The organism is Mesorhizobium sp. M0184 (assembly GCF_040322215.1).
In the GTDB taxonomy this organism is placed as follows: Bacteria; Pseudomonadota; Alphaproteobacteria; order Rhizobiales; family Rhizobiaceae; genus Mesorhizobium.
The window spans coordinates 1-16908 of record NZ_JAMYSZ010000034.1 but is presented as its reverse complement, the minus strand read 5'-3'; the positions used below and the strand labels follow the sequence as shown (position 1 = coordinate 16908).

Below are 16908 nucleotides of genomic sequence, written 5' to 3'. Positions count from 1 at the left end.
ACCAGCTTGCTCCCATCGTTGTTCGCGAGGACAAGCCTACGCAGGCCCACTGAAGGACGGGTTAACTATCCAGCGGGGATAACCAGTGTGCTCACCATGTCTTCGGGGCGCACGTCTGCCTCTTGGCCTTGCCGTCTGACCATCGAGCTCTTGCCCGCACGCGTGCCTTGATCCGAATCATCCCAGGATCGGCAACGTCACCATGGAAGCAGCCCTACCAACGGCATCAACGCGCCCGGCGAGACAAAAGGAAGCCGGGCCGAGATAGCGTCCAGAGCGGCAGCGCTGCCTGCGATTCACCGCCTGAGCATGGCCGAAATGCCATGGCGGATAAAGGGAAGATATTGGGCAAAGCGAAGCCCTGCATGTCTTGCAAGCCGTGCCGCCGGGTGCTCGCCTGAGTAGAGAGCGACAAGTGCATTCGTAGCATGATAGAGCGGTGCCGCCGACAGACGCAGCCGGCTTTCGTATCTGCCGAGCATGTCGGGATCAGCAATGTCGCGGCGCTCGCGACATGCCGCCAGGATTCTATCGGCGAGTTGCTTCTGGCCACTGAGGCCGATGTTGAAGCCATGCGCGGTCACCGGGTGCATGCCGAGGGCAGCATCGCCGATCAGTGCCGCACTCGGAGCCCAGAACTTGTGCGCCCAGGTCGTGACCAGCGGATAGGCATGGCGGGTGCTTGCCAAGGTCATCTCTCCGAAGCGTCCTCGACACCGGCTCGTCGATTCCATGAGGAACAAATCGTCGTCGAGAGCAAGCAGTCTGTCGGCCTCGCTTGAGCGCAACGTGAGAAGCAGCGACGACACGCCTTCCATGAGCGGCAACATCGCTATCGTCTGATGGTGATCGAACCATTCGACCGCGATCTGGTGATGGGCGCGCTCGTGCCTCACTCGGCAAATCAGCATGGAGTTGCCAAGCCGATTGATGTCGGCGCCAATGCTGAGCAGGTCGCGCGTCGCGGACAAACGCGAATCCGCTGCAACGAGCAGCCGAGCGGCCAATTGCCTGCCATCAGAGAGCGTTATGACTGCTTCTTTGTGGCTGGTTGTTGCATTGACGACCGAGCGGCCGCACAGCAGCTGGGCATGATCCTGGAAGTGGACAAGCTTGAACAGGGCGTCGCGGATCCGACAATTTGGGACCAGAATTCCGAGTGGTTCCCCAGATCCGCTGGGAGAATCGAAGCTCAGGGCGAAAGGGCTCGATCCGTTGAGCACGCGCGCGCCTTGTAGCGGTGATTTGTCCGAAGCGGGGATGGCATCCCAGGCGCCGAGCTCGCGAAGGATTCCAACCGATGCGTGGGTCAGCGCGATCTCGCGACCGTCGAAAGCCGGATTCGCCAGGCTTTCGAGCGACTGCCGTTCAACCACTGCCACCTTGAGTCGGCTCTGGGCAAGCGATGCGGCGAAGGAAAGTCCGACCGGCCCGGCTCCGACCACAATAACGTCGAATCTATCGACAGAGCCGGCCATCAGCGTGCCGCCATTGCGTCGGCTATCTGCGACGAAGGGCACTGGAACGCATCGCAATCGATCCACGGTTTGCGGCTCATCTCCCCAAGCGTCTCCACGCGACCTAACCGTCCGTTAGACATCCGTTCTCCGTTCAAAAATGCTCAATGAAACCATGCCTATGAAGAGATAACCCTGATGTGGATCAACCAGGCTCGATAAACGCGGCAACGGCGGGTTCACGGTCGACTGGTCGACCGCCACACCATGGTCTGGTCAGGTCATCATGGAATGGCCGGCTTCCCGTTCGGTGCGGCCCTTTCCTGGCCGAAAGTTCGGCAACGTATTCTGGCTGATCCATTCGCACCCGTCGCGCGCCGAAATCGGCATGACGCGAAGCAACCGCGGAAAATATTCGAGCGAGTCCTCGCAGGGCAGGCTGGGTCAACTGCGTGGCTCGTCGCGGTCGATCAGGATCCGCTCGGCGGCGCCATCGAGATCTTCATATTGGCCGCTCCTCAAGGCCCACAGGAACCCCGCCAGCCCAAGCGCTCCGAGGAACAGGGCCACAGGTATGAGGTAGGCGAGCGTCGTCATGAGGATTGTGCCAGTGCGCCAATGTCCGAGCGCCTGTCATGTCGGGTATCTTGCACCGATGCATTTGACACGAAACCTTGCAGACGTAGCGCATTGCCGATGACCAGGAGGGACGAGGCGGACATCGCGACCGCCGCGATCAGTGGCGTAACGTGCCCCAGAATGGCGACCGGCACGGCGATGCCATTGTAAACGATCGCGATGGCGATGTTCTGCCGGATCAGCCGTCCGGCCTTCCGCGAAATGTCTAAAGCAAGTGGGACCGCCAGAAGACTTTTACGCAGGAACACGAAATCCGCGGCGTTGCGACCGATATCCGCCGCCGTGGCCGGAGCGATCGAAACGTGTGCGGCGCCCAATGCAGGCGTGTCGTTGAGCCCATCGCCGACCATCAGCACCTTGTGGCCAGTTCGCGTCAATGCTTCGATGTGTTCGACCTTCCCGGAGGGAAGCAACGCGGGAACGAAGCGCTCGACGCCCAGTGCTTCCGCGACTTCGACACAGGCAGCTTCTGTGTCGCCCGACAGCACCTCCACCGACACGCCGGCGCTGTTCAAGAGTTCGAGGGTCGCCTTGGCATCGGCACGCAGCTCATCCTCGAAATCGAAAGTCGCGACAATGACCCCGTCCTTCGTCAGAACGGTTCCGCCATAGCCTTGTTTGCCTTCGCCGCCGGTCCGGGCTTTCCACTCAGCCCATCCGCGGCGACCCAGCCGCCAGGTACTGCCCTCGGCGATGGCTTCGATGCCGAAGCCCGGATGCTCCCTGACGGACGCGAGTTTCGGCTGGCCGGCAAAGGCTGCATTGCCAGCGATTGCCTTCGAAAAGGGATGGCGGGAATGCGCTGCCATCTCGGCCGCCATGGCGAGCATCGTCGGATCGATGGACGGCGCATTGATCAGCCTGGGCAGTCCGAGCGTAAGCGTGCCGGTTTTGTCGAACAATGCCGTGTCGATCCCGGCCAGGCGCTCCATGGCGGAGCCGTCCCTGACCATGACGCCGCTTTCAAACAGCCGCCGCGCAGCGACCACCTGCACGATCGGCACGGCGAGACCGAGCGCACACGGGCATGTGATGATCAAAACGGCGATCGCGATTGTTATTGCCCGGTGCCAGTCGCCGGTCGCCGCCATCCAGCCGAGGAACGTCACAAAGGCGGTGAGGTGGACCACGGGGGCGTAGAGCGCGGAGACGCGATCGGCGATCCTGCGATGGCGGGCGCGGCCGCCCTCTGCCGCTTCCATCAGCCGAACCATTTCGGCCAGGAAGGAATCCTTCGCGGCGGCCGTCGCCTCGATGGTCAGTGGACCGGTGAGATTGAGAGTACCGGCCTGGACCTGCGCCCCCGGGCCCACCGTTCTGGGCGTGCTTTCCCCGGAAACCAGGGAACAGTCGAGATCCGACGCCCCGCCAATGATCCTGCCGTCGATGGGCACCCTCTCGCCGGCCGCGATCAAGAGCTCCATTCCTGGTTCGATCTCGCCAACCGGCAAGTAGTCGCGCGAACCATCCTCGCGCAGCACCATGGCGCCGCGCGCCGCCAGCCGAGCCAGTCCGTTCACGGCCCTCCGTGCCCGTTCCCGCATCACGTGATCCAGCGTGCGGCCGATCAGCAGAAAGAACAGCAGCGACACCGACGCCTCGAAATAAGCATGGTCGCCATGGTTGATCGTCTCGTAGAGGCTCATGGCGTAAGCGAGCGATACCCCGACCGCGATCGGCACGTCCATGTTCATGCGGCTGTGGCGCAGCGCATTCCAGGCCGATCGAAAATAGATGCCGCCGGCGAAAGCGAGCGCAGGAATGGCAATCAAGGCCGAGACCCAATGGAACAGGTCGCGGGTCGCGCCCTGCGCGCCGGCCCAGACGGAGACTGATAGCAGCATGATGTTGCCCGCCGCAAAGCCGGCGACCGCGACGGCGCGGATCAGTTCCGAGAGCGTCTTGTCCCTCCCGTCAGCCTCGGGATCGAACAGGTGCGCGCCATAGCCCAGCCGTCCAAGTGTGGCGACGAATGGCGGAACCTCCTCGCCGCGCCACCGGACCGAAATACGTTTCGTCGAAAGATTGACACGAGCGCCTTCGACGCGATCCAGCTTGCCGATCGCCGTCTCGATCGTCTGGATGCAGGCGGCACAATGCACAGCCGGCACCGAGAGGTCGGTCTGGCGAAGATTTTCGCCAATCGAGCGGCTCGCCAGTCTGATTTCCTGGCCAGAAGGCAGGACCAGTGTGACCTTTTCCAGGTCCAATGCCATTTCGGCGCCTGGCGCGCAGCAGCTCATTGCAGCGCCCCGTGGGAAATCATGATCCGGCGAACGTCGCGATAGGGTTCCGCAAGGCTCGCATCGGCGTCGATTTCGACGATCCAGACGCCATCCGTGGGCATGTGGTGCGCGGCGAATATCTGACCGGAGGCAGCCTCAAGAGTGACGGATTTGTCCTCGGCCTCGTAGGCGGGATGACGGAACAGCACCTTGACGCCATGCAAGGCAACCGGCTTGCCGACAGCATCGGTGAGGCTGTAGCGGACCTCACCGCCTGCGATGGTCAGTTTGCCAGTCCAGCCGAGGGCTGCCTGAGCTCGCCCTTGCTCGGCCTTTTTGTTGAACTGCTGGCTCGCCACATAGGTGTTTTCGACGACAAGGCCGGTCCAGCTCGTGTTGGCGAGCGTCGCCATCGTCAGATTGACCGCTATGACCACGCCGAAGAAGCCAAGGATGGTGAACAGCATATGCCTGCCGGTGAATTCGCGGGATTGTCGCGAGGTGTCGGTCATCTGGCGATCTCCGGTGCGTTGAAAGTGGCCGTGTATTCGTCCGACTCGAACGTTGCCTTGTTTTCGACCCGGAACTTGAAGCTTTGCGCTGCACCCCGAACCTGATCTGCCGGCTGACGCACGAAAACCTTGAGCATCTTCAGCCGGTCAGGTTCGACCGGGATGGCGAAGGAGCGATCCGCCGGCAGGTCGATGCCGACAACGCTCATTTCGGCTCCATGCAGGCCCTGCATCGTGACAATGATCGTTCTTGGTTCGGGGATCATGTTGAGCAGCTTGACGGTGTAGCCGTTGCGGATCGAACCGTCGGACAGCGTCACGAACTGCGGGTTTCGATCGTGCAGGACATTCAATTCGAGCCGTTCGCGGGTCAGCAGCGAATATAGCAGCGCGAGACCGACCGCCGACCAGGCGCCCATATAGATGAAGGTGCGCGGGCGAAAGATCTTGCGGATATGGAAACGGGCCACCTTGTCGGAGAACAGGCCGTCAGCGCTCCTGACCAGTGACGGGTTGACTGAACCGGAGCCGCCCGGGGTCGCCAGCATCATGTTGGCGTTGTAGTCGGCCAGCGTCGCATAGGAAATCAGTCCGCGCTCCCTGCCGAGCTTGTCCATGATACCGTCACAGGTATCGATGCAGAGCGCGCAGGTGATGCATTCAAGCTGCTGGCCATCACGAATGTCGATCCCCATCGGGCACACCGCGACACAGCCATTGCAGTCGACGCAGTCGCCGACGGGCTGCCCGGCGGCAAGGACCCTCTTGGCGTGACGCGAGCGCGGTTCGCCGCGCCAGTCATTATAGGTGACGGTGAGGGAATTCTCGTCGAGCATGGCCGCCTGGATGCGCGGCCATGGGCACATATAGGTGCAGACCTGCTCGCGCATCAGCCCGCCGAACGTATAGGTCGTCGCTGTGAGCACAGCGACGGTGATGTAGGCGACAGGCGCTGCCGTGCCGGTGAAGAGTTCGACGAGCAAGGTCGGCGCATAGGCGAAATAGAAGATCCAGGCGCCGCCGCTCGCCGCGCCTATGACCAGCCAGATGGCGTGTTTCGATGTTCGCAGCACGAGTTTGCGCGCCGTCCAGGGCCCGGCATCGAGCTTCATGCGCGCGTTGCGGTCGCCCTCGATGGCTCGCTCGACGACCAGAAACAGATCGACCCACACGGTCTGCGGGCACGTATAGCCGCACCAGGCCCGGCCGACGGTGGATGTGATCAGGAAAAGGCCGATACCGGCCATGACCAGCAGGCCGGCCACATAAAAGAATTCCTGCGGCCAGATCTCGATGAAGAAGAAATAGAAGCGGCGGTTGGCAAGATCGACCAGCACGGCCTGGTCCGGGGCAAATGGCCCGCGATCCCACCGCAGCCAGGGCGTCAGGTAGTAGATCCCCAGCGTGATTGCCATCACCGACCACTTGAAGCGGCGGAAACTGCCAGAGGCCCGGTTCGGGAAGATCTTCTTGCGTGCGGCATAGAGCGGCTCGCGGGTCTTGGCGGAGTTGACCGCATCGGCTTCGAGCCGTTCTATTTGCGTGTTATCGAGCACGAGAAGCTCCAGTCACCAGCGACGATTTCGCCGGAAGCCCGACCCATCGGTTTCTGGATGATGCCGAGGCCCGGCTCGCGCCGGGCCTCGTCGCTTGGCGGTGGGGGGGAGGACGAGAATAGGCTGCGTACCTATTCTCCGCCACCAAGCGAATGGACATAGACCGCGAGTTCCTTGGCCTTGATCTCGCCGAGACGCCCGATCCAGGCCGGCATGACGCCGTGCTTCGGCGCGCGGACCTGCGCGGCGATGGCTGTTTCGCCAGACCCGTATAGCCAGATCGCGTCGGTCAGGTCGGGGGCGCCGAGCTCCCTGTTGCCCTTTGCATTCTCACCATGACAGGCCGCACAATTCTCGGCGAAAACATTGGCGCCGAGTTCGATCAGGCTTGTGTCCTGAACAGGATCGGAGAGGCTTGCGACATAGGCGCCGACCTGCTTGATCTGATCCGTCGTGATGATGTCGCCAAAAGCAGGCATTTCCGACAGGCGCGTATCCGGGTCTGATGCGAAGCGGATGCCGTGCGCAATCGTCTGCTGGATCTGTTCGGCGTTGCCACCCCACAGCCAATCGTCGTCGTTTAGGTTGGGAAAACCCTTGGACCCTTGAGCGCCCGAGCCATGGCACTGCACGCAATTGACCTTGAACGCGGCGCCCCCTGCGGCGACGGCGAATTCGCGTAGCGTATCGTCGGCAGTAATCTCGGAGACGGTCTTCGCCTGAATGGCAGCGACAAATTTACCCTTGGCCACTTCGGCCGCGGCCAGTTCATTCTTGACGTCTCTGCGGCTCGAATACCCCAGCACACCCCTGGTCGCGGAAGTCAGCATCGGCCATGCCGGATAGACGACGGTGTAGCCGATCGCCCAGGCAATGGTGATGTAGAAGGTGATGACCCACCAGCGGGGAAGCGGGTTGTTGAGTTCCTTGATGCCGTCCCACTCATGGCCGGTCGTCGAGATACCCGAAACCTCGTCGATATGCTCGCTGCCCATGATCAGTCGTCCTTGAGAGGAATGTGAGCGGCTCTCTCGGCTTGCCTGCGGCTGCCGGGACGAAGTGCAAAGGCAACGCATCCGAGGAAGAAAAGCGCCATGGCAAGCAGGCCCCAGCTGTCGGCAAACTCCCGCATGAAATTGTAGGTCATCGCCATTCTCCTCAGCGGTAACCGGCGGCTTCGTCATAGGTCCTGAAATCGACCAGCGTGCCGAGCATCTGGAGATAGGCGACCAGCGCATCCATTTCGGTGACCTGCTGCGGATCGCCGTCGAAGTCCCCAACCTTGGCTTTCGGATAGCGTCTCTCCAGGCCCGATGTGTCGGCATTCGCATCGGCCTGCGCCATGAGATCGGCATTGGCATGAGCGATCATGTCGTCTGAATAGGGCACACCGACACGGCTGTTGGCGATCAGATGCGTCGAGAAATCCTTCACCTCGATGGGCATGTCCTTCAGGAACGCGTAGCTCGGCATGATCGATTCCGGCACCACCGAACGCGGCTCGGTGAGATGCTGGACGTGCCATCCGTTCGAGTAGCGGTCGCCGACCCGGGCGAGATCCGGCCCGGTGCGCTTCGAGCCCCACTGGAACGGGTGGTCGTACATCGACTCGGCCGCCAGGCTGTAGTGCCCATAGCGCTCGATCTCGTCACGGAACGGCCGGATCATCTGGCTATGGCAGAGGTAGCAGCCCTCGCGCACATAGATGTTGCGCCCCACCAGTTCGAGTGGCGAGTAAGGGCGCATGCCTTCAACCTTCTCGATGGTGTTGTCGAGATAGAAGAGCGGTGCGATCTCGACGATGCCGCCGATTGTCACGACCAGCAGGGACCCGAGGAGAAGAAGTGTGGCGTTCTTCTCGATGACCGCGTGTCTGTCCATCAGGACCATTTTCTGGCTCCTGATCGCACAGGCTGGAGGGCGGGGATGGAGCGCGGCATCGGATCCTCCTCGCGCTGGTAGCCGAGGATGGTCATGGCGATGTTCCAGGCCATGATGAGGGCGCCCGACAGATACATCGCGCCGCCGATGGCACGCATGATGTAGTAGGGATGCATGGCGGCGACGGTTTCGGCGAAGGAGTAGACCAGGAAGCCCTGCTCGTTGCATTCGCGCCACATCAGGCCCTGCATGACGCCGGAGACCCACATCACCGCGGCGTAAACGACGATCCCAAGCGTCGCCAGCCAGAAGTGCCAGTTGACGAGCCGCAGCGAATAAAGCCGGTCGCGATTCCATAACTTCGGGACCATGAAATAGATCGCGCCGAACGAGATCATGCCGACCCATCCGAGCGCGCCCGAATGGACGTGACCGATGGTCCAGTCGGTGTAGTGCGAGAGCGAGTTGACGGCCTTGATTGACATCATCGGGCCTTCGAAGGTCGACATTCCGTAGAAGGCGATGGCCATGACCATCATGCGGATGATCGGGTCGGTGCGCAGCTTGTCCCAGGCGCCCGAGAGCGTCATCAGGCCGTTTATCATGCCACCCCATGACGGCATCCAGAGCATGATGGAGAACACCATGCCGAGCGTCTGGGCCCAGTCCGGCAGGGCGGTGTAGTGGAGGTGGTGCGGACCGGCCCAGATGTAGAGAAAGATCAAAGCCCAGAAGTGGATGATCGACAGCCGGTAGGAATAGACGGGTCGGTTGGCCTGCTTGGGAACGAAATAATACATCATGCCGAGGAAGCCGGCGGTGAGGAAGAAGCCGACGGCATTGTGGCCGTACCACCATTGCGTCAGGGCGTCCTGTACGCCGGAGAAGGCTGAATAGCTCTTGGAGCCCAGGAAGGAGACCGGCATCGACAGGTTGTTGATCACATGCAGCATTGCGATGGTCACGATGAAGGCAAGGTAGAACCAGTTGGCGACATAGATGTGCGGTTCCTTGCGCTTTAGGATCGTGCCGAGGAACAGGATGAGATAGGCGACCCAGACAATGGTCAGCCACAGGTCCACATACCATTCGGGCTCGGCGTATTCGCGGCTCTCGGTTATGCCGAGCAGGTAGCCGGTCGCCGCCATGACGATGAAGAGCTGGTAGCCCCAGAACACGAACCAGCCGAGATCGCCGCCGAACAGCCGAGCGCGGCAGGTGCGCTGGACGACATACAGCGACGTGCAGAGCAGCGCATTGCCGCCGAAGGCGAAGACGACGCCCGACGTATGCAATGGCCGTAAACGGCCGAAATTGAACCAGGGCTGGATGTTGAGATCCGGGTAGGCGAGCTGCAGGGCGATGACCACGCCGACCAGCATGCCGACGACGCCCCAGAATACGGTGGCGATGGCACCGTAGCGGATCGGCCCATCCATGTAAGCGGCGGGGTCGATCGGAACTGCCGGCTTGAACTCCGTGTTGCGCAACAGAATCGCAGTGAAGCCAGCCACGGCGAAGAACAAAACCCACATATGCCGCCGAAAAGGTTCATCTACGCCGAAGCCGGCAGCCACCAGGGCCGCAAACGCAAACAGGCTTAGAAGGACGATCTCTGTGCCGAATTTCATCGCAAGCCCCGATTTCCGATTCCGGCGGGCGCCAAACCGCAGTGCCTTATTGCGCAGCCGTGGCCTGCTCGCCCTGATCCATGTCAGAGCCGCACGATTTTGCTTCGAGCAGCATCGAGTTCGGTGCGATCAGACTGTGGCGATCGAATGTGGAAGCGCAGCACCGGCCGCCACGCTTATGGACAGGCCCGGCGTCCCCGGTCTGGCCGGGTATGGAGGCGATCGCGGGCGTGTGGGAAGCGCGCCTTCTGTGACGCTGGAAAGTAGGCCGATGCCTTGCCGAACGTCGATCGTTTCAATGCCTTGGGACAGCCAGCGCCAGCGTTGCGCTGCCTTCGTGACATTCATGATTCGGGGGAACGGCAATTTTCCCCTGCGTATGAGGCGTATTGACTTCGGCCGAGTGCGATCCTGCCTGGAACAGCCGGTTGCACGTCGAGCACCTCGAGGATGGATGCTTCGCCGACGAGTTGGCCGAAACGCACCTGGCTCATCCGATCGGATGGAGAGCGGGCTATCGCTATGCGACTTCTTCTAAGCCCAACGCGAGCATGCCCTGCCCCGAACGAAGTAAGTGACGTAAGCCATGCAGCTTCGGTGTCATTCAAAGGGCGGTTGCGCCTCGGCCGCCGCAGCGCCGTTCCAGCCGGCTCATGCTGTCCACGGTGACACGGCGGTTGTTCTCGATCCGAATCACGCCGTCCATTCTCAGGCTGGTCAGCTGACGGCTCACGGTCTCGTTTGTAATTCCAAGGAAATCAGAGATGTCGGCACGCGTCATCGGCAGCTCGAAGCACGCCGACCTGGCCGCCGGGTCAACACTGGAACCGATGTTCCGGGCGATCATGAGGAGAAAGCTCGCCACCTTCTCCGGTGCGGTCTTGCGCCCCAGAGTCACCATCCATTCGCGTGCCTCGTCGAGTTCGTTCAGCGCCTGCTTGAGCAGGCGATGCACAAATTCCGGTGATTCCTTCATCATCCGTTCGATGGCCGCTCTCGGAAACGAGCATAGCGAGACAGCTGTTGCCGCTTCCGCATTGATCGCGCTTTTCATCTTGAAGGGCCGTCCCAGAAAATCCGGCGCGAACTGGAGACCGACGATCTGCTGGCGGCCGTCCGAAAGGCTCTTCGTGAGCTTCACCACGCCTGAAAGCACGTTTGAATAACAGTCGACCGCCTCGGCGTCGCCGATCAGTTCGACCCCCGGCTCGATATTGTGCCGCGACGACGTCTTGGCGAGCTGAGCCAAATGGTCTGGTTCGAGCGCACCACAGACACCGCGGTGCCGTGCCTCGCAAGACAGGCAAAGAACGGGAATGCCGGAACTGTGAATGTCCTGCCGTAATGTCATTCGATCGCTCTACCGGTCCAGTGCGGGCAGGATAGCAATCGACGGTAGAAAAATCCTTGCGGCAGTTTGTCCGTGCTGAACGTTGATCGAAATCAGGGCTTAGGCTCATCCAAGCATCCACAGTTCCGGCGACGCAAACACGGTGGACCACGACATGCGACTGGAGCTAGCTGCCAGACTTGGCGAGAACGTCCCGCGCTATACCAGTTATCCGACCGCGCCGCATTTCCATGCGGGGGTCGATGCCGTCGTTTACCGAGGCTGGTTGGAGGCGCTCAACGACGGCGATGAGATCTCGCTCTATCTGCACATCCCGTATTGCGACAAGCTTTGCTGGTTCTGCGCTTGCCATACCAAGCAGACACGCCACTACGAACCAGTGACCACATATCTGCGCTCACTGGATGCCGAGATCGCCACCGTCTCCAGTCTTGTCGCAGGCAAGGGCCGCGTGCGTGCCGTCCATTTCGGCGGCGGTTCGCCGACGATGCTCAAACCGGAAGATCTGGTGGCGCTGGGAACCGTCCTGCGCAACAGCTTCACCTTTCTCCCCGGTGCAAAGATCAGCGTTGAGATCGAACCCAACGATATGGACGATGCCCGCCTCGATGCACTTGCCGAAATCGGCATGACAAGGGCGAGCCTCGGCGTTCAGGATTTCGACCCGAAGGTGCAGAAAGCGATCAACCGCGAGCAGAGCTTTTTGCAGACCAAGACGGTTGTTGATGGCGTTCGTTCGCGCGGCGTCGAATCCGTCAATCTCGATCTGCTCTACGGCCTGCCGCATCAGACCAGGGAGAGCGTCGCCTCCACGGTTGCACAGGCACTGACCCTGGAACCGGATCGGATCGCGCTTTTTGGCTACGCCCATGTGCCGTGGTTCAAGAAACATCAGACGATGATCGACGAGGCCTGGTTGCCGGGTCCGGCGGAGCGGTTTGCCCAATCGCAATTGGCAGCGCGGGCGATCATGGACCAGCGATACGAAGCAATCGGGCTCGATCATTTCGCCAAGCCGGGCGATGCCCTGGCGCTTGCGGCCCGCGCCGGGACTTTGCACCGGAACTTCCAAGGCTACACCGAGGACCGCTACGAGACATTGATCGGCCTCGGCCCATCGTCCATCAGCCAGTTTCGGCAAGGCTATGCACAGAACATGCCTTCGACCGCCGAGTATGGGCGCATGGTCGAGAACGGCGGGCTGGCCGCTGTTCGGGGTATCGCGCTTTCCGACGACGACCGTGCTCGCGGCTGGATCATCGAGCGATTGATGTGTGACTTCGCCTTCTCGGCGATTGAGCTGGTGGAGCGCTTTGGCGAAGCCGGCCAAAGACTTCTCCTCAAGGCGAGTTCCACGGCTCTCCAAGATCCTGCGCGGTTGCTTGAACTTGATGGTGACCGCTTCGTCGTGCCTGCGGAAAGCCGGCCCTTTGTCAGGAGCATCGCGGCAAAGTTCGACAAATATTTCGAAAGTGGAACGGCCAGGCACTCAGCGGCAGTCTGAGCACCGCAGAGGAACGTCATGGTTCTCAGTCGATCGTGAACCGATTGCGCTACATTTTTCACTGTTGATCGGCGACCGTCGTGTCGAGACAGGATTCGGAGCGGACCAGACGCGTCTTGGCATAGCGACGATATCGTCCGGTCGTGCCTTCCGGCGCCGTATTCCATTTCGCAGTCCCTGAAGCGCCACGTCGAGTCCGGCCTCTTTTCTGTATCGGAAGCAGTCGACAATCGTCCTGGCCAGATCATGGTTGTCGGCCGACAGCTCCCTTCGGCCTTGCAACAAGAATCCGCAAGGACCGTGCCAGCTGCAGCAGGCGCCGCCGCATCGCACCACCACACTATCCACCCGTGGCTCGCGCTAACCTTTGATTGGTTCGCGCCAGGCCGACGCCCGTCGAAACCGAGCCTCGGCAACAATCCGAGTCGTAAGCGGCTGGCCACGCTCCTGGTGCCGGTGGCAGAAGTCCGCAAGCACCCCGGCAGCGCCGTCAAGCGTGGGACAACCCGTCCACCCGAATATCCGCCGGCGCAGTTTCAGTGAAAAGCGGGCCTAGGCTAGACGGCTCTCTTGTTACCCCAGAGCATAACGTGCAGCTGCGGCAGCACACGGGCTTCGAACCACCTGTCGCGGGTCACGCTATCAACCAGCCACTCCATGCGCTTCAATATACCGTCAAGGTCGACAGGCCCGTCTTCATTTGCGGGGCGTGGCGGCGTGTGATTGCCGGGTTGCAGATAGATCGGAAGTCGCGGAAATCTCGCAGCGGCGTCTTTCGCGTAGGCGTAGTCCCTTTCGTCGAAAACAATGAGCTTGAGCACGACTTGCGGCCTGCCTTGTGCCGCCTGGAGGCAGGCCTCGAAAGCGGCCCAATCGGTCGTCATTTGGCTTGACGGCGGCTTTGGGCTGAGGACTAGCACGTCAAGGTCGGCAAACCAGTCCCTGGCCACCGAACCTTGGGTTTCCAGCGCAAAACGATAACCTTCACCATGGCCTCGCTCGATGAGCGCGCCGAGCGGCTGGATGGCCGGATTGCCGCCTGACAGCGACACCATCAGCGGGCGGCCACCGGAAAGCGCAAGCACGTTTTGCCACACCGCGCCAATGGACATCATCTCCCATTCATGGCGGAATTGATTGTCCACCGCATGCAGGCTGTCGCACCAGGAACAGCGATAGTCACACCCGCCGGTTCTGACGAAGACCGTCGGCAAACCGATGAGCACGCCCTCGCCCTGGATCGTCGGCCCGAAAATCTCACTCACGCGGATTGCGGGATGCGTATCGGTCATGGCCGGTATTCCGCCCAGGTTTTCGGCGTTTCGCTCACCCGCACGGCCGAGGTTTCGCGCAGGCGTGCCTTGCACCATTCATAAAAATGTCTGGCCAGATATTCCGCCGTGACTTGCTCATGTCCCAGCACGTCATTGAGATGTCGGTGGTCGAAGCTCTCGTCGATGTAGCGTTTGAATGGCGCCAAATCGTGATAGTCGCGCACGAAGCCGTTGTCGTTCAGTCCATTCGCTGAAAGCTCCACTTCAACGATGTAGTTATGCCCGTGCAGGCGCGCGCATTGGTGATCGGGTGGCAACGAGGTGAGCTGATGCGAGGCTGAGAAGTGGAATTCCTTGGTGATGCGGAACATTACGCGGTCCTCCTGCGCAGCGCATCGAGCCAGAAGTCGGAGTCCTCGTAGTCGGTGGGGTCCGGCTGCCCAGAGAGATGAAACGCCTCGCGCCGCTCGACACAGGTCCCGCACCTCCCGCAGTGACGCTCGGCGCCCTTGTAGCAGGACCAGGTCTGCGCAAACGGCGTGCCGTATGCTGCTCCATTCCTAACAATGTCCGCCTTCGTGAGATTCACATAGGGTGCATAAATGCGAATCTCCGCGTAGCCGTCGAGCGCGTGGTCCTGCATCATCTGGAAAGCGTCGATGAAGGCCGGACGGCAGTCGGGATAAATGAAATGATCCCCACCATGCACGGCCGTCGCCACCGCGTCAGCGTCGTGCGCTGCGGCGAAGCCGAAGGCAATGGCCAACATGATGGCGTTCCGGTTCGGCACCACCGTGACCTTCATCGTGTCTTCGGCGTAGTGCCCGTCGGGCACGTCCACATTATCGGTCAGCGCGGAGCCGGAAAGGCCGCCGCCGATCTCGTGGATGTCGATGATGCGGTGCGGGACGCTCAGTCGCTCCGCACAAAGGGCGGCGAAGCCCAATTCCTTCCTATGCCGTTGGCCGTAATCGAAAGATAAGAGGCCGGCGAGTTCGTGCTCCGCTGCCACCTTGTGAGCAAGGGTGACGGAGTCCAATCCGCCGGAGCAGACGACGAGAGTCTTCATTGTTGGGTCCTTGTTTTAACCGGGTAGGCTGCGACCGGAGATTTCTCTGCGCTCCCAGTACTTCAGGAAATCCATTTTGTGAAGTGAACGGGGGACGAGTTTCATGCGCTGACGTGCCGCTGTGTGCAAGGCGCCCTCGCGGTGAGCCTGCAAGGAACACGGACTAGCGAAACGTCACGCTTCAGCGGAATGCTCAAAGGCGAGCGCACCGGAATATGCTCTGCAGGAGGTCCGGACCTTCGTAAACAAAGTTCTCGACGATCAAGCGCCCGGCGGTCCCGAGCTTCGAGGAACGCCACCGCGAGGGTTTTCAGGTACTAGACGGCCCCTTGCCGCAAACAACGGACTTACCAGTGGGATGTTCAGCGACGCCGATGCAAATGTCTGGAATGATCACGACATCAATTGTCGCGGCAACTTTGGCTGGCCTGCTCCTCGGGTTCCGTAGATCCAGCGCATTCCGCTTCAGGATCGGTTCGAACCGGAGCACTCCCTCGGTCAATGGACGTCCGGCAACAACCTGAATGATCGGTCGTGAGCCGACATCTGTGAACAAGCGGTGTGGTCGATTGCTATCACCCATGTGTTGCGCGCAGGTACCTTATGGCAGTGGATGAACTGGATTTGATGGTTTTACAGCTGGCGGTCGAAAGCGTCCGCTCGCTCTCCTTAAGCTTCGCTGAAAAGGCCGCCGAGGTAGCCACCAGGAGCCGCGGCATCCTGCTTTTCGACGTGCGGGTCGACGGTGATGCGGGGGTCCAGCGGGTCGCAGCCATCCGATATCAGGGCGACCAGATCGGCGTGCTGGCGTTGGACAGACAGGGCCTTGTTACCCACCATTGCATCGTCAACGGTACGTTCTCACATTTCATTGCGCCCTTGGAGAACTGGCACAGCATGCCCCTGTCGATGCAGGCCAAGATCGATGCCAACGGCCATGCCAGTCTCTTCCTAGGGGCCTTGCGAAATGCCGGACATTTGCTGGGCAGCTAGCATTTGGCCAGAATGCATCTGTGAATTTTTGCATGCGCATCGCTGCCGACAGCGCCGGCATGGTTGTCGTGCTCGAAAACGGCTGCGGCGATCGCGGCAAAGCGATCGCCGCGATGATGGCGATCCACGCGTGGGCGTTGCATCGATGCGCGATCGTTTAGACAGAGGTCTCCGCCTGGCATCGAGCAACATGCACGGAGGTACGCAAAGCGCAAATGCATCAAGTAGTTGAAGGGACGAGCCCCTCGCGCAAATGGAGCTTGCGCTGCCGTTGTCGTTCCATCGTGCCGCCGAACTCGGGGGCGTGACGATCGACCACGATGGCCTATTTTTTGCAAAGCCGAATGTCCCGATTCCGAAGCCAAGGAAAAAACTCCACCCCAGCGAAGAATAGTAACAACACGGGCGACGCAAGCCGCCTTGCCCTCTAGCAGGGGAGGTGCTTGCGGTGCTCTCACCGACACAAGATCGCAAATGGCACGTGGGTGAGCACCAGAACTGGCGACACGCATGGTGATCGGCTTGACTCGCTGGAGGAAGCACAAGGCCTCAGTGGGCGGAGGCGCCAGCGACGGTCGAATACTGGCTGGCTGCTCGGGATCTGATCGTTGAAATGACGTAGGATTTGGTTGCTTAAGCCGATCCGAACCATTTCCCGGAGACCACACCCACCATGAACGATCTTGCGCTGCCGCTGAGCGGTTTGTCATCAGTCGGCGGGTCCGTCGTCGCCCGTTTCGACGGCGGCATGCTGTCGTCCAACAGCGGCGTTCTGGCCTTGGCCGAGGTGGAAAAGCGGTTGCGGGTGGCCGAGCG

General features: G+C 61.1%; 17 protein-coding genes and 1 pseudogene. 5 read left to right on the top strand and 13 right to left on the bottom strand.

All coding sequences use genetic code 11. The features are described from left to right. Nucleotides 1–296: 296 nt before the first annotated feature. The 10 genes from ubiM to NKJ23_RS28690 form a co-directional block, all read right to left on the bottom strand. Complete coding sequence (gene ubiM / locus NKJ23_RS28735) at nucleotides 297–1478, bottom strand: 5-demethoxyubiquinol-8 5-hydroxylase UbiM (RefSeq protein WP_352683968.1); 1182 nt, start codon at nucleotides 1476–1478, stop codon at nucleotides 297–299. A gap of 423 nt (nucleotides 1479–1901) precedes the next feature. Beyond that, nucleotides 1902–2054, bottom strand: coding sequence for a cbb3-type cytochrome oxidase assembly protein CcoS (gene ccoS, locus NKJ23_RS28730; protein WP_023679633.1), 153 nt, complete (start codon nucleotides 2052–2054; stop codon nucleotides 1902–1904). Continuing rightward, nucleotides 2051–4339 (bottom strand): cation-translocating P-type ATPase, encoded by a 2289-nt coding sequence (locus tag NKJ23_RS28725; RefSeq protein WP_352683938.1) that lies wholly within the window; start codon nucleotides 4337–4339, stop codon nucleotides 2051–2053. The genes ccoS and NKJ23_RS28725 overlap by 4 nt, the downstream gene beginning before the upstream one ends. Then, complete coding sequence (locus NKJ23_RS28720; protein WP_352496245.1) at nucleotides 4336–4833, bottom strand: FixH family protein; 498 nt, start codon at nucleotides 4831–4833, stop codon at nucleotides 4336–4338. The genes NKJ23_RS28725 and NKJ23_RS28720 overlap by 4 nt, the downstream gene beginning before the upstream one ends. After that, complete coding sequence (gene ccoG / locus NKJ23_RS28715) at nucleotides 4830–6389, bottom strand: cytochrome c oxidase accessory protein CcoG (protein ID WP_352593351.1); 1560 nt, start codon at nucleotides 6387–6389, stop codon at nucleotides 4830–4832. The genes NKJ23_RS28720 and ccoG overlap by 4 nt, the downstream gene beginning before the upstream one ends. Nucleotides 6390–6520: 131 nt before the next feature. Beyond that, the gene (gene ccoP / locus NKJ23_RS28710) at nucleotides 6521–7384 is read right to left on the bottom strand and encodes a cytochrome-c oxidase, cbb3-type subunit III (RefSeq protein WP_352516163.1); all 864 of its coding nucleotides are present in this window, start codon (nucleotides 7382–7384) and stop codon (nucleotides 6521–6523) included. A gap of 2 nt (nucleotides 7385–7386) precedes the next feature. Then, nucleotides 7387–7536, bottom strand: a complete 150-nt coding sequence (locus NKJ23_RS28705; protein ID WP_023679629.1) for a cbb3-type cytochrome c oxidase subunit 3 — start codon at nucleotides 7534–7536, stop codon at nucleotides 7387–7389. Between the two features lie 11 nt (nucleotides 7537–7547). Then, entirely contained in the window at nucleotides 7548–8279 is a 732-nt protein-coding gene (gene ccoO / locus NKJ23_RS28700; RefSeq protein WP_352683936.1) for a cytochrome-c oxidase, cbb3-type subunit II, read from the bottom strand. Beyond that, nucleotides 8270–9901, bottom strand: a complete 1632-nt coding sequence (gene ccoN / locus NKJ23_RS28695) for a cytochrome-c oxidase, cbb3-type subunit I (protein ID WP_352593357.1) — start codon at nucleotides 9899–9901, stop codon at nucleotides 8270–8272. Before ccoN ends, ccoO begins: the two co-directional genes overlap by 10 nt. A 604-nt stretch (nucleotides 9902–10505) precedes the next feature. Further along, nucleotides 10506–11252 carry a Crp/Fnr family transcriptional regulator gene (locus tag NKJ23_RS28690; RefSeq protein ID WP_352493084.1) on the bottom strand — a complete coding sequence of 249 codons (747 nt, stop codon included), beginning with the start codon at nucleotides 11250–11252 and terminating at the stop codon, nucleotides 10506–10508. Nucleotides 11253–11406: 154 nt separating this feature from the next. Here NKJ23_RS28690 and hemN point away from each other — a divergent pair, with 154 nt between their 5' ends. Next, the gene (gene hemN, locus NKJ23_RS28685; RefSeq protein WP_352683934.1) at nucleotides 11407–12756 is read left to right on the top strand and encodes an oxygen-independent coproporphyrinogen III oxidase; all 1350 of its coding nucleotides are present in this window, start codon (nucleotides 11407–11409) and stop codon (nucleotides 12754–12756) included. A gap of 557 nt (nucleotides 12757–13313) precedes the next feature. Here the strand turns inward: hemN and queE are convergent. The 3 genes from queE to queC are packed head-to-tail and all read right to left on the bottom strand — an operon-like array spanning nucleotide 13314 to nucleotide 15099. After that, nucleotides 13314–14048, bottom strand: coding sequence for a 7-carboxy-7-deazaguanine synthase QueE (gene queE, locus NKJ23_RS28680; protein WP_352683932.1), 735 nt, complete (start codon nucleotides 14046–14048; stop codon nucleotides 13314–13316). Next, on the bottom strand, nucleotides 14045–14401 hold the full coding sequence (gene queD, locus NKJ23_RS28675; protein WP_023722053.1) for a 6-carboxytetrahydropterin synthase QueD: 357 nt from the start codon (nucleotides 14399–14401) through the stop codon (nucleotides 14045–14047). Before queD ends, queE begins: the two co-directional genes overlap by 4 nt. After that, nucleotides 14401–15099 (bottom strand): 7-cyano-7-deazaguanine synthase QueC, encoded by a 699-nt coding sequence (gene queC / locus NKJ23_RS28670; RefSeq protein ID WP_352683931.1) that lies wholly within the window; start codon nucleotides 15097–15099, stop codon nucleotides 14401–14403. The genes queD and queC overlap by 1 nt, the downstream gene beginning before the upstream one ends. A 603-nt stretch (nucleotides 15100–15702) precedes the next feature. On the opposite strand from queC, the gene NKJ23_RS28665 reads away from it, so the two are divergent. The 4 genes and pseudogenes from NKJ23_RS28665 to NKJ23_RS28650 all read left to right on the top strand — a co-directional run. Continuing rightward, nucleotides 15703–16092, top strand: a complete 390-nt coding sequence (locus NKJ23_RS28665; protein ID WP_023722055.1) for a hypothetical protein — start codon at nucleotides 15703–15705, stop codon at nucleotides 16090–16092. A 32-nt stretch (nucleotides 16093–16124) separates the two neighbouring features. Then, the gene (locus NKJ23_RS28660; RefSeq protein WP_352683929.1) at nucleotides 16125–16253 is read left to right on the top strand and encodes a hypothetical protein; all 129 of its coding nucleotides are present in this window, start codon (nucleotides 16125–16127) and stop codon (nucleotides 16251–16253) included. 92 nt (nucleotides 16254–16345) lie between these two features. Beyond that, nucleotides 16346–16486: a hypothetical protein gene (locus NKJ23_RS28655; RefSeq protein ID WP_352683927.1), complete on the top strand. Its 141-nt coding sequence runs from the start codon at nucleotides 16346–16348 to the stop codon at nucleotides 16484–16486. A gap of 279 nt (nucleotides 16487–16765) precedes the next feature. After that, nucleotides 16766–16908 (top strand): annotated as a pseudogene (locus NKJ23_RS28650) (IS1380 family transposase); the annotation flags it as partial.